The sequence below is a fragment of the Citricoccus parietis genome, assembly GCF_042433045.1.
In the GTDB taxonomy this organism is placed as follows: domain Bacteria; phylum Actinomycetota; class Actinomycetes; order Actinomycetales; family Micrococcaceae; genus Citricoccus; species Citricoccus parietis.
This window is the reverse complement of record NZ_JBHLWH010000019.1, coordinates 12,318-24,723: the sequence shown is the minus strand read 5'-3', so window position 1 is coordinate 24,723 and position 12,406 is coordinate 12,318. Positions and strand designations below refer to the sequence as shown.

The window sequence follows — 12,406 nt, the reverse complement described above, 5'->3', positions numbered from 1 at the left end:
TGGAGCCGATCGTCCTTGGCCTGTTCCATGGCGTAGCTTGTCCTGGTGAGGCCCCCGAAGAACCCCCAGATGCCAGACGGCGGCTCGCCCGAGCGCGTACCCGTCTCCATCGCCCTGGCCTCCTTCACCTCCAGCGTGGACCGTTTCGCGGTCAGCCCGTTGCTGGTGTTCCTGGCCGTGGACCTGGGCGCCTCCCTGGACGAGGCGGTGGCCGTGGCCGGGGTGTACTTCCTCGCCTACGGATTCACGCAGCCACTCTGGGGCGGCCTCTCGGACCGGTTCGGGCGGATGCGGCTGATGCGGATCGCCCTGGCCGGGTCCGTGGTGTTCGGCCTGCTCTCCGCGATCGCGCCCACCCTGCCGGTGCTGATGCTCTTCCGCTGCCTGACCGGCGCGTGCTTCGGCGGGATCATCCCCACTGCCATCACCTTCATCGGGGATACCGTTCCCCCTCTGCGCCGCCAGGCCGCGCTGGCGGACAACATGGCGGCCATCGCGGTGGGGACGGCGATCGCGACGGCCGCGGCCGGCGTCGTGGGCGAGACGGTGGGCTGGCGGCTGATGTTCGCCCTCCCGCCAGTGCTGGCCGTGGGCTGCATCGCGGCCCTGTGGACCACGGCCGAACCCCCATTGCCCGCCCGGCGGCCCCTGCTGGGGGCCTTCGCCGAGGCGTTGCGGCACCGCTGGATGCTCGCGGTGATCGGGTTGGTGTTCGTGGAGGGGGCCGTGGTGCTGGGACTGTTGACCCTGCTGGCCCCGGCCCTGCAGGACCAAGGATTGGACGCGTCCGTGGCGGGTCTGGCCGTTGCCGCCTACGGGGTGTCCACCCTGGCGTGCAGCCGGCTGGTCCGGCCCATCCTCCGCCGGCTGTCCGTCCCGGCGACCATGGCCCTCGGCGGGGCGGGCATGGTGGCCGGCTATGCCGCCGTCGCCGTCCATGTCTCCGTGCTGACCGTCGCGTTCGCCGCCGCCGCGCTGGGCTGGACCTGGGCACTGCTGCACACCTCACTGCAGGCCTGGGCCACGGATGTGCTGCCGGGGCTGCGCGGAACGGCCGTCGCGCTGTTCGCCGCCTCCCTGTTCGCCGGCAGCTCGGTGGGCACGCTGGTGGCGGGTCCCCTCGCCGACGCCGGCCAGTGGGCCTGGCTGTTCGGCGCCACGGCGGCGGTGGCCGCGGTGTTGGTGGGGCTCGTGGTGGTGGCGCAACGGCGCTACCTCGCAACGGGCCGCCCCTGACCCGGGTCCACACGCAACTGGCGGTCGAATTCGCCCCATTTCCGGACCCGCGGAGGCTCAGAATGGGGCGAATTCGACCGCCAGATGTGGAGGTGGTGGTTTGCTTAGCGGGGCTGGCCCGCGGCGGCGTGCGTCTCTTCCCGCACGCCGGGTGTGGACTGGCCGCGGACCCCCTCGGCTTCGGACGCGACCGTGGCCCGGGCGGCCTCAGGCGCCACGATCGACATGCTTCCCGTGGCCAGAGGTTCGCTCTCGACCGCACGCTCGATCCGGGTGGCCAGCGGCTTCTCCTTCACGAAGCACAGCAACACGGCGGCGATCAGGGCCAGTGGGGCGATCCACAGGAAGATCGGCGTCAGGGCGTCACTGTAGGCGGTGATCACCGTGTCATGGAGCGGTTCCGGCAGTCCGGAGACGGCCGCCGGGGTCAGCGAGTCGGCACTGCCCATCTGACCGGACGCCCCGGCGGGGATGCGCTCGGACATGAGGTTCGCCAGGCGGGAGGCGAACAGGCTGCCGACCAGCGAGGAGCCCAGGGTGGCACCGATCTGACGGAAGTAGTTGTTCGAGGCCGTGGCGGTGCCGACCATGGTGATCGGGAAGGTGTTCTGCACGATCAGCACGAGGATCTGCATGGACAGGCCCAAGCCGAGGCCGAGGACCGCCATGTAGGTGCAGACGATCCAGATCGGCTGATGCGGATCCATCAGGGACAACAGACCCATGGCGCCGGTGATCACGAAGGCACCGACCACCGGGTACCACTTGTACCTGCCGTACTTGGAGACCAGCTGCCCGGACACCGTGGAGGTGACGAGCATGGTGGCCATCATGGGGATCATCGCCAACCCGGCCACGGAGGCTTCCAGGCCGAAGGACATCTGCAGGTAGGTCGGCATGTAGCCGAGCGCGCCGAACATGGCGACGCCGACGAACAGCCCCGAGATGGTGGTCAGCACGAAGTTGCGCTCCCGGAACAGCGTCATCGGGATCAGCGGCTCGGCGGTGCGGCGCTCCACCAGCACGAAGACGACGGCGGACACCACGAACACGGCGATGAGGCCCAGGATGATCGGGTCGGTCCAGGCGTAGGTGCTGCCGCCCCACGTGGTCACCAGGACCATCGAGGTGGTGGCGACGGCAATCAACGCCATGCCGGCCCAGTCCAGCGTCAGGCGGCCATGGTCCTTGCGGGGAAGCTTGAGGAAGAAGACGGCCGCCAGCAGTGCCAGCACGCCGATCGGCAGGTTGATCCAGAAGGCCCAGCGCCAGCCGGGGCCGTCCGTGAACCAACCGCCCAGCAGGGGGCCGATCACGGAGGACAGGGCGAAGACGCCGCCCATGATGCCCATGTACTTGCCGCGCTCACGGGCCGGGACCACATCCGCGATGGCAGCCTGGGACAGGATCATCAGGCCGCCACCGCCGAGTCCCTGGATGACGCGGGCCACGATCAGGGTGGTCATGTCCGGGGCCAGGCCGCCGACCACGGAGCCGCCCATGAACACGGAGATGGCGAAGATCAGCAGCGGCTTGCGGCCGATCTGGTCACCGAGCTTGCCGTAGATCGGCATGGCGATGGTGGTGGCCAGGATGAACGCCGTGATGACCCAGACCATGCTGGACACGCCGTTGAGCTCACCGACGATGGTCGGCAGGGCGGTGGAGAAGACGGTCTGGTTCAGGGACGCCAGCAGCATGGCCAGCATGAGGCCGATGAACAGTGGGACGAGCGTTCCCTTCGGGACCGCGGAACCGGACGTGGCCGAGGGTGTGGCCGGGCCGGCGTCGGGCACGGTCTTCTGGGCCGGCGCGGCGGGGGCGGATGCGGACCCCTGGAGAGCATCCTTGGAATGGTGGGTCATGAAAGCTTCCTGTAGAGGTCCTGGTAGAGGTCAAGGGCGGCGGTGAGGGACCCGGACTCCAACCGGGCGCCGGACATGCCCCCACTCACGACGAGATAGCGCAGGGGGACTCCCGCGGCCATGGTGAGCATCCGGGCAGCGCTCTCGACGCTGTGCCCGTTGAGCCCGCCGGACCACGCCCGGTGGTCTGCCATGGCGGCGGCGATCGCCTGATAGACGAGGTCCTCGCCTTCGATCATCATTTCGCGACGGCGCAGCAGCAGGTGGGGGAACTTCTCGAAGAGCAGGCTCCGCCGCTCGGCGTTCCCCTCGGAATAGGTGCTGCGGCCCACCGCCAGGAGCAGTTCCGTGGTGCGCTGGATCAGACCGTCCTCGTCAAGGAAGTCCTCCGGCAATTCGGGCACCGCAGGGGTGCGCACGCCGAGGATGGCGTCTTCCTTGGTGGGGAAGTAGTTGAAGAACGTCCGCTGGGAGATTCCCGCCTCGCTGGCAATGGCCTCGACGGTGACGTGCTTGGTGTCCTCATCGAGGGCGAGTCCTGCGGCAGCGTCATGAATGGCGTGCCAGGTCTCGGTCTTCTTGCGCTCGCGAAGGGACGTCGAAGCAGGGATATCCGTGGGGGGCATGCCTATATTTTTGCACGACTGCACTTATTGCGCAACTGCAAAATTGCAGTGATGCATCTCACCCCAGGCGTGCTGGGTCAGACTGCGCCGACTGCTCCTCCGCCATGCGGCGCACCTCGGCGACCTCCAGGCTCTTGACCTGTTCCAACAGCTCTCCGAGGGCAGACCCGGGCAGGGCTCCGGCCTGGGAGAAGACCAGCACGCCACCTCGGAAGGCCATCAGCGTGGGGATGGACGTGATGCCGGCCATCGCGGCCAGCTGCTGCTCGGCCTCGGTGTCCACCTTGGCGAACACCACATCGGGGTGCTGCTCGGAGGCGGCCTCGAACACGGGGGTGAACTGGCGGCACGGGCCGCACCACGCGGCCCAGAAGTCGACCAGGACGGTGTCGTTCTCGGCAACGGCGGTGCCGAAGGTGTCTACGGTGAGGTCAACGGTGGCCATGGGGCTCCTGTCAGGAGAGGGATCGGAATCTACACCCCTCAACCCGTCCGACCCTGCCTGCTATTCCTGGGCGCGCGCCAGCTCGGTCAGCAGCCGGGCCAGCTCGGCCTGGTCGGGCTGGGACAACACCGAGAAGTAATCGCCGGCCTCTCGGCGCCGGGCTTCACGGACCTCTTCCCGCAGCTGGACGCCGGCCCCGGACAGGCTGATGCGGGTGGCCCGCCGGTCCGCGGGGTCGGCGCGGCGCTCCACGAGTCCCTTGGCCTCGAGCTGGTCGATGACCTCGGTGGCCGAGCGCGGGGCGATCCGCAGCCGGTCAGCGATGTCCTTCAACCGCAGCCCCTCCTCGACGTGCCGGCCAGCCTCCTGGCAACGGCGGTGGTCAGCACACGCACCGTGACCATCCGGCCCATGCCCGTGGGCGCCACCTCCCACGGCCTGCAGGGCCCGGAACTGATACGGCGTCAGGTCGAAGGGAGCCAGCTGATGACTCCACCGGTGGCGCAGCCGGCGGAAGGCGGCGTGCATGAGGTCACCGAGGTCGGGGGTCTCGGCCGGGGGGCCACCAGCAGTCATGCCCTCTATCCTACGCGATTATTGACGCCCAACCTCTTAGTGAGGTAACCTCTCTATGTCTCCTGAAGGGAGGACCATGAGCACCCCCGCCCTCCACACCCCGTCCGACCCGCCCAGCGGCGGAGGCCGCGGCCCCGCCAAGGTGGACCCGGCTGACAAGACCCAATTGCAGCGCCACCCCGTGTCCCTGCGCCGCATCGCGGCGCTCTTCGCCCCTCACAAGGTGACCATCGCCGTCGTCGTGCTGTTGATCTCCGTCTCCTCGGTCGTCAATCTCGCCCAGCCGTTCCTGGTCCGCGGGGTGATCGATGACGCCCTGCCGAACCGGGACCTCTCCCTGTTGGCCCTCCTGGCCGGGGCGATGGTCGCCGTGGCGGCCGTGACCGCCGTGATCGGCGTGGTCCAGACGTGGATGGCCACGCAGATGGGTCAACGGGTCATGCACACCCTGCGCGTCAAGCTCTTCACCCACCTGCAGGAGCAGTCGCTGGGGTTCTTCACCAGGACCCGCGGCGGCGAGGTCCAGTCCCGCCTGACGCATGACATCGCCGGCATGCAGTCCGTGGTCACGTCCACCGCCACGGGCGTCGCCACCAACCTGACCACCACGGTTGCCACCGCCGTCGCCATGGTGGCCCTGTCCCCGCAGCTCTCGCTGATCTCCCTCGTGGTGCTGCCTCCGGCCATCTGGCTCTCCCGCCGGGTGGCTCTGATCCGCCGCGCCGTCACCGCCGAACGCCAGCAGACGCTCGCGGCGCTGCACACCCAGGTGGAGGAGGGCCTCTCCGTCTCTGGCGTCCGCCTGGCCAAGACCCTCGGCACCACCGAGCGGGACGCCGGCCGCTTCACGGACCGCTCCGAGGCGCTCGTGGGCCTGGAGATGCGCTCCCAGCTGGCCGGCCGCTGGCGGATGGCGACCATGCAGATCGTCTTCGCCGCCATTCCCGCCGTCATCTACCTGGCCGCCGGATTCCCCGCGACCTCCGGCGGCATGACCATCGGCACGCTCGTGGCGTTCACCGCCCTGCAGGGCACCGTGTTCCGTCCCGTCATGGGCCTGCTGAACATCGGCGTCCAGTGGGTCACCGCGCTGGCCTTCTTCTCCCGCATCTTCGAATACCTCGACCTCGATCCCGAGGTGAAGCCGCCGGCCACGCCCGCCGCGATCGAGCCGAAACAGGTCCGCGGCGAGGTCCGCTTCGAGAACGTCTCCTTCTCCTACGACGGCGGCTCCCGCCTCGTGCTCGACGGCATCGACCTGGCGGTCCCGGCTGGGACGTCCACGGCCGTCGTCGGCCCCACGGGGTCCGGCAAGTCCACGCTGGCAGGGCTGCTCCCCCGGCTCTACGACACCACCACCGGCCGCGTCACGATCGACGGCATCGACGTCAGGGACATCGTCCCGCAGGACCTGGCGATGATCGTCGGGGTGGTCTCCCAGGAGACGTATCTGATCCACGCCTCCGTGCGGGAGAACCTGCTGCTGGCCGACCCGGAGGCCACCGATGCCCGACTCTGGGAGGTCCTCGCCGCCGCATCGCTGGCGGACACCATCGCCACCCTGCCCGAGGGGCTGGACACCCTGGTCGGCGCGCGCGGCCACCGGTTCTCCGGCGGCGAGCAGCAGCGGCTCGCCATCGCCCGGACCATCCTGCGCGATCCTCCCGTGCTGGTCCTGGACGAGGCGACCTCCGCGCTGGACAACACCACCGAGGCCCGCGTGCAGGCCGCCCTGGACCGCCTCTCCGTGGGCCGCACCACGTTGATGATCGCCCATCGCCTGTCCACCGTCACGGAGGCAGACCAGCTCGTGGTGCTCGACGCCGGCCGGATCGTGGAGCAGGGACCTCCGGCTGCGCTCCTGGCCGGGAGCGGCCCCTTCGCGGTGCTCGCGGCCCGTGGGGAGCAGCCATCGGCCACGGCCCTCAGATCGCCAGTCGCCACGGGCTAGCCAGGCCACCGGGGGCCGTGCCTAGGGTGGCCACGGACCCACCCCAGTCCTGCAGTCCGGGATCCCGTCCCGCACGACGTCGTCGGCGCCCTCCGCGCCACAGGTCACGGTCTGCAGGACCCGACGAAAGGCCAGTTCCATGACCGAGAAGCAGCCTCCGATCCCCGGCTCCCCCGGCAGCACCGAACCCACCGTCGAGGAGCCCACCACTCCGGCCGGACCGCTGCCGCCCTCGCCGGACCAGTCCGGGCCGGCCACCGTGTCCCCCACCGGCCAGGAGACGGGCACGCCTCAGGACAAGATGGCCCAGGGTGGGGAGTTCCTAACCACGGCCCACGGCGCCCGCCTCCAAGACTCGGACCATTCCCTCCGGGCTGGGCCGCGCGGGCCCGCCCTGTTGCAGGACCATCACTTCCGGGAGAAGATCAGCCACTTCGACCACGAGCGGATCCCGGAGCGCGTGGTACATGCGCGCGGCGCGGGTGCCCACGGCACGTTCCGCGGCTACGGCACGGCCTCGAAGCTCAGCCAGGCCGGGGTCTTCGCCAAGGACAAGGAGACGGAGGTCTTCGTCCGCTTCTCCACCGTGGTGGGGTCCCGGGGCTCCACGGACCTGGCCCGGGACACCCGCGGCTTCGCCACCAAGTTCTACACGGATGAGGGCACCTGGGACCTGGTGGGCAACAACATCCCGGTGTTCTTCATCCAGGACGCCATCAAGTTCCCGGACGTCGTCCACGCCGTCAAGCCGCACCCGGACCGGGAGATCCCCCAGGCCCAATCCGCCCATGACACCTTCTGGGATTTCGTCTCCCTGCACACCGAGGCCCAGCACCACACCATCTGGTTCATGGCAGACCGCGGCATCCCGCGCTCCTTCCGGATGATGGAGGGCTTCGGCATCCACACCTTCCGCCTCATCGCACAGGACGGCTCCACCGTGCTGGTGAAGTTCCACTGGAAGCCGAAGCTCGGCGTGCACTCGGTGACCTGGGAGGAGGCACAGATCATCAGCGGTGCCGATCCGGACTTCCACCGCCGGGACCTCGCCGACGCCATTGAGGCCGGAGCCTTCCCCGAGTGGGAGCTGGGCGTCCAGGTCTTCGAGGACACCGAGGACCAGATGTTCGCCGGGATCGACCTGCTCGACCCCACCAAGATCGTGCCGGAGGAACTGGTGCCGGTGGAGCCGATCGGCCTGATGACCCTGAACAAGAACACCTCGAATTACTTCGCCGAGACCGAGCAGGTGGCGTTCAACCCGAACAACCTCATCCCCGGCATCGACGTCACCAATGACCCGCTGCTGCAGGGACGCCTGTTCTCCTACCTGGACACCCAGATCACCCGCCTCGGCGGGCCGAACTGGAACCAGCTGCCCATCAACCGCCCGCACGCCGCGGTGAATGACATGCTGCGGGACGGCATGCACCAGACCGCGGTGCACGCCGGGGTGGCCCCCTACCGGCCGAACTCGCTGGACGGCGGCAACCCCTTCGAGACGCCCGACGGCGACCGGCCGTTCATCGATCACCCCGCCCCGGTGTCCGCCTCGGTGAAGGAACGGGCCCTGCCTGCCTCCTTCGACGACCACTTCAGCCAGGCCCGGCTGTTCTTCCAGTCCCTGTCCGAGGTGGAGAAGGAGCACACGGCGCAGGCCTACACCTTCGAGCTCGGCAAGTGCTATGAGCAGGCCATCCGCGAGCGCCAACTGAGGGCCCTGGCCGCGATCGACCCGACCCTGGCGCAGGTCGTCGCGGACGGGCTGGGACTGCCGGTGCCGAAGCCGGCGGAGTCCCCGGCCGACGTCGTACCGTCCCCGGCGCTGTCCCAGGTGGGCCAGGAATGGCCCCTCGATGGACGGCAGGTGGGCATCGTGGTCGGGCCGGAGGTCGATGCCGGCGAACTGTCCGGCGCGGTCACCGCGGTGCACCAGGCCGGATTGGTGCCGCTGATCATCGCGCCGAGCGGCGGGGACGCCGCCACGCGGCTGCTGGACAAGAACCTGACGGCCCAACGCACCTATCTCACCGCCCGGTCCATCGAGTTCGACGCCGTGCTGGTCGCCTCGGCGACGCCGCCGGCTCCGGACGCCGCCAATGGGCTCGACAGCAAGGTCGGGTCGTCCACCCCGGAGGGCATCGATCCGAGGGTCTCCCTGCTGCTGGACGAGGTGTGGCGCCAGGCCAAGTCCATCGGCGCCTACGGGGCCGGCGAGGACGTGCTGCGCACGGCCGGGTACCTGGAGGGAGCCGGCGTCGTCACCGGTGCCGGAGGCGAGGAGGCGGTCCAGCAGCTGCTGCGCCTGATGCCCGCGCACCGGGTCTGGGAGCGGTTCCCGACGACGGGCCGCTTCGCCACCACCTGATCCGACCCCCGCTCCGCCCCACCGTCCGGCCGACCCTCCGGCCCGCCGCCGGTCACGGCGCCTTCATCGGCGTCTGACCAGCGGCGGGCCGGTCTCGGGTGCCCAGTTAGGATCGGGGCGTGACCGAGGACAACAGCACCACCCTGCCCGGACTCCGTCATGGCAGATCAGCCGCGTGGCTCCCGTTCCTCCTGAGCGCGGTCGCGTTGGCCGCCATCGTCATCTGGGGACTCCGGATCTACCCCGACCTGCCCGAGACCATTCCCACGCACTGGGGCCCCGGCGGGGTGCCCGATGCCTGGGAGGAGAAGTCCTTCGGCACCGTGTTCATGCCGCAGATGATCGCCGGGGGCATGGCGGCGCTGATGGCAGTATTGGCGATCATCATCCCCGCCTTCATGAACCCACCGAAGGATCCCTCGGCCTGGAAGCGATACCGGCTGGAGGGGGCCGAGCGCGCCACCATCTCCGTACTGGGCTGGATCTCCCTGTTGACCGTGCTGTTCGTCGGGTATCTCGGCATCCAAGGCTGGGTCACGCCGGAAGAGGTCTCCTTCAAATGGCCGATGGCCTGCTACCTCATCCTGGTCTTCCTCATGATCTTCCTGCCCTACCGGCGCTGGAGTCGCTGGGCAGATGCCCAGGCTGGCGAGCACGGCTTCACGCCCACCGCAGAGGAACAGGCCGAGGAGAAGCTCTGGCTCCCCGGGGGGATCTACAACAATCCGGATGAGCCGCTGATCATGGTCCCCAAACGGGAGGGCTACGGCACCGGGACCACCATCAACGTGGGCAACCGTGCCGGCCGGACCACCGTGATCGTGTTCCTCGTCGTGTTCGTGGGCGGACCACTGGCGCTGGTCTTCGCGGTCAGCTGAGTTGCTGTCTCCCTGAACCAGGCCGGGCCAGGGCTCTTCTTGGGCCTCGGGAACACGGCGGATGGCAGGTCTTCCCCCCGAGCCGGGTCCTGGGCCTACCGTGGACCGCGGACCCGGACGCCGGACACAGGAGGAACCATGTTCACCGCAGATATCGCCCCCGGCGTGCACCTGATCGAGCATGCCAACGTCAACTGTTACCTCGTGGAGGACGAGGAGGGCCTGACCCTCGTCGATGCTGGACTGCCGGGGGTCTGGACTGAGCTGGGCCAGGCGATCCGCGCCGTCGGACGACGGCCGGAGGACGTGAAGGCCCTGGTCCTCACCCACGCGCACTTCGATCACGTGGGCGTCGCGCGGCGGCTGGTTCAGCGGCTGGGGATACCGGTGTACGGCCACCGGGACGAGCGCACGCTGGCGGCCCACCCCTACCGGTACGCCCATGAGAACCCCCGCGCCACCTACCCCCTGAGGCATCCCCGGGCCGTGCCGATCCTGACCTCCATGCTGTTCGCCGGGGCGCTGGGGGTGAAAGGCGTACACGTCACCGACGACCTGGACCCCTTCGTCCCGGTGCCCGTTCCGGGGCGCCCCCGCGTGATCGCCTGCCCTGGGCACACCGCCGGCCACTGCGCGCTCCACCTGCCCGACCGGGACGTCCTGTTGACCGGTGACGCACTGGTGACGCTGGACCCGTACACCGGGGAGACCGGCCCTCGGATCGTCGCCGGGGCCGCCACCGCGGACAGCGATGTGGCTCTGCGCAGCCTGGACGCCCTGGCGCAGACACAGGCCGGCACGGTCCTGACCGGCCACGGCCGGCCCTGGACCGGGGGCATCGAAGGTGCCGTGACCGAGGCCCGCCGCCACGGGCGCGCCTGACCTCACAGTTGGACGGCCTGGTGAGCACAGCAGCCGCGAGGATGATCAAACAAAGTCCACGACGATGGCCCCTCGTTCCCGGCCGCGGCGCACGGATACCGTGGAGAGCGTGAGCCGAATTCCCCAACCCACCCTGTCCCTGCAGGCGAACTTCGCCTCCGATCTGCCGGAACTGTGCGTCCCCTGGCAGGCCGAGGAGGCCCCCGAGCCGCGCCTGCTGGTGGTCAACGAACCGTTGGCCGCCGATCTCGGCCTGGATCCGGAGTGGCTTCGCAGCCAAGAAGGCATCGGCCTCCTGACCGGCAACCGAGTGCCCGAGGGTGCCACGCCCGTGGCCCAGGCCTATGCGGGACACCAGTTCGGCTCCTACGTCCCCCGGCTGGGCGACGGCCGGGCCCTGCTGCTGGGCGAGATCACGGACACCGGCGGACACCGGCGGGACATCCATCTCAAGGGTTCCGGGCGCACGCCCTTCGCCCGCGGCGGGGACGGGAGGGCCGTCGTCGGGCCCATGCTCCGGGAGTACCTCGTCAGCGAGGCCATGCACGGACTCGGCATCCCCACCACCCGTTCGCTGGCCGTCGTCGCCACCGGCCGGACCGTCCTGCGCGAGGAGGGGCCGCTGCGGGGGGCCGTGCTCACCCGCGTGGCGTCCAGCCACCTGCGCGTGGGCAGCTTCCAGTACGCCCGCCATCACGAGGACCCCGCAGTGCTCCGCCGCCTGGCGGACCAGGCCGTGGCCCTTCACCACCCGGCGGCGGCCCAGGACGAGAACCCCTACCTGTCCCTGTTGCGCGGCGTCATCACGGCGCAGGCCGGCCTGGTGGCCCGGTGGCTCCTGATCGGGTTCGTGCACGGGGTGATGAATACGGACAACATGACCATCTCCGGCGAGACCATCGACTACGGCCCCTGCGCCTTCATGGACGCCTTCGACCGCAACGCCGTGTACAGCTCCATCGACACGGGCGGACGGTACGCCTACGGGAACCAGCCGGCGGTCGCCCAGTGGAACCTGGCCCGCTTCGCCGAGGCGTTGCTGCCGTTGCTGGACGAGAACGAGGACAGGGCGGTGGCCCTGGCTACCGAGGCCCTGGGAGAGTTCCCCCGGGAGTTCGGGGCGGCCTTCTCCACCGGCATGCGCGCCAAGTTGGGTCTGCCGGCCGACTCCCCGGATGAGACGGTGGGCCCGCTGATCGATGACCTGCTCGCGCTGTTGCAGCAGGACCACGTGGACTACACCCAGTTCTTCCGCCGCCTGGGCCAGGCCGCTCGCGGGGACCTGGGCCCGGTCCGGGCCGTGTTCACCGACCGGCCTACCCTCGATGCCTGGATCGAGCGCTGGCAGTCCTTCACCCCGAATCCCGAGGCGATGGACCGAGCGAATCCGGCGTATATCCCCCGCAACCACCTGGTCGAGGAGGCCCTCGAGGCCGCAACGGCTGATGACCTGGCACCCCTGCACCGCCTGCTGGAGGCCGTCAGCGAGCCCTTCCGCGAACGCCCCGGGTTCGAGCGCTACGCCGAGCCCCCGCCGGAGGACTTCGGTCGGTACCGCACCTATTGCGGGACCTGAACG

The 12,406-nt window shown here is 69.8% G+C and carries 10 protein-coding genes; 6 read left to right on the top strand and 4 right to left on the bottom strand.

Translation table 11 applies throughout. The annotated features are described in order from the left end of the window. The first annotated feature begins 45 nt into the window (after positions 1-45). Positions 46-1,236 (top strand): MFS transporter, encoded by a 1,191-nt coding sequence (locus tag ACFFIO_RS06475; protein WP_378040775.1) that lies wholly within the window; start codon positions 46-48, stop codon positions 1,234-1,236. Between the two features lie 104 nt (positions 1,237-1,340). Here the strand turns inward: ACFFIO_RS06475 and ACFFIO_RS06470 are convergent, their stop codons facing one another. The 4 genes from ACFFIO_RS06470 to ACFFIO_RS06455 are packed head-to-tail and all read right to left on the bottom strand — an operon-like array spanning position 1,341 to position 4,748. Beyond that, entirely contained in the window at positions 1,341-3,101 is a 1,761-nt protein-coding gene (locus tag ACFFIO_RS06470; protein WP_378040774.1) for an MDR family MFS transporter, read from the bottom strand. Further along, on the bottom strand, positions 3,098-3,727 hold the full coding sequence (locus ACFFIO_RS06465; protein WP_378040773.1) for a TetR/AcrR family transcriptional regulator: 630 nt from the start codon (positions 3,725-3,727) through the stop codon (positions 3,098-3,100). Before ACFFIO_RS06465 ends, ACFFIO_RS06470 begins: the two co-directional genes overlap by 4 nt. Before the next feature lie 58 nt (positions 3,728-3,785). Next, positions 3,786-4,172 carry a thioredoxin gene (gene trxA, locus ACFFIO_RS06460; RefSeq protein WP_378040772.1) on the bottom strand — a complete coding sequence of 129 codons (387 nt, stop codon included), beginning with the start codon at positions 4,170-4,172 and terminating at the stop codon, positions 3,786-3,788. 60 nt (positions 4,173-4,232) lie between these two features. Next, the gene (locus ACFFIO_RS06455; RefSeq protein ID WP_378040771.1) at positions 4,233-4,748 is read right to left on the bottom strand and encodes a MarR family winged helix-turn-helix transcriptional regulator; all 516 of its coding nucleotides are present in this window, start codon (positions 4,746-4,748) and stop codon (positions 4,233-4,235) included. 76 nt (positions 4,749-4,824) lie between these two features. Between ACFFIO_RS06455 and ACFFIO_RS06450 the strand changes: the two genes are divergently transcribed. From ACFFIO_RS06450 to ACFFIO_RS06430, 5 genes are all read left to right on the top strand, one after another. Continuing rightward, positions 4,825-6,699, top strand: a complete 1,875-nt coding sequence (locus ACFFIO_RS06450; protein WP_378040770.1) for an ABC transporter ATP-binding protein — start codon at positions 4,825-4,827, stop codon at positions 6,697-6,699. Positions 6,700-6,838: 139 nt separating this feature from the next. Then, on the top strand, positions 6,839-9,067 hold the full coding sequence (locus ACFFIO_RS06445) for a catalase (protein WP_378040769.1): 2,229 nt from the start codon (positions 6,839-6,841) through the stop codon (positions 9,065-9,067). Between the two features lie 119 nt (positions 9,068-9,186). After that, positions 9,187-9,945: a DUF1648 domain-containing protein gene (locus ACFFIO_RS06440; protein ID WP_378040768.1), complete on the top strand. Its 759-nt coding sequence runs from the start codon at positions 9,187-9,189 to the stop codon at positions 9,943-9,945. Positions 9,946-10,083: 138 nt separating this feature from the next. Then, entirely contained in the window at positions 10,084-10,827 is a 744-nt protein-coding gene (locus tag ACFFIO_RS06435) for an MBL fold metallo-hydrolase (protein WP_378040767.1), read from the top strand. Positions 10,828-10,936: 109 nt separating this feature from the next. Then, on the top strand, positions 10,937-12,403 hold the full coding sequence (locus ACFFIO_RS06430) for a protein adenylyltransferase SelO (protein WP_378040766.1): 1,467 nt from the start codon (positions 10,937-10,939) through the stop codon (positions 12,401-12,403). Positions 12,404-12,406: the final 3 nt, after the last annotated feature.

What these genes read in the sequence shown, in the direction of transcription:
- ACFFIO_RS06470 (WP_378040774.1), bottom strand. Translation starts at nt 3,101, where the DNA reads ATGACCCACCATTCCAAGGATGCTCTCCAGGGGTCCGCATCCGCCCCC.
- ACFFIO_RS06465 (WP_378040773.1), bottom strand. Translation starts at nt 3,727, where the DNA reads ATGCCCCCCACGGATATCCCTGCTTCGACGTCCCTTCGCGAGCGCAAG.
- trxA (WP_378040772.1), bottom strand. Translation starts at nt 4,172, where the DNA reads ATGGCCACCGTTGACCTCACCGTAGACACCTTCGGCACCGCCGTTGCC.
- ACFFIO_RS06455 (WP_378040771.1), bottom strand. Translation starts at nt 4,748, where the DNA reads ATGACTGCTGGTGGCCCCCCGGCCGAGACCCCCGACCTCGGTGACCTC.
- ACFFIO_RS06450 (WP_378040770.1), top strand. Translation starts at nt 4,825, where the DNA reads ATGAGCACCCCCGCCCTCCACACCCCGTCCGACCCGCCCAGCGGCGGA.
- ACFFIO_RS06445 (WP_378040769.1), top strand. Translation starts at nt 6,839, where the DNA reads ATGACCGAGAAGCAGCCTCCGATCCCCGGCTCCCCCGGCAGCACCGAA.
- ACFFIO_RS06435 (WP_378040767.1), top strand. Translation starts at nt 10,084, where the DNA reads ATGTTCACCGCAGATATCGCCCCCGGCGTGCACCTGATCGAGCATGCC.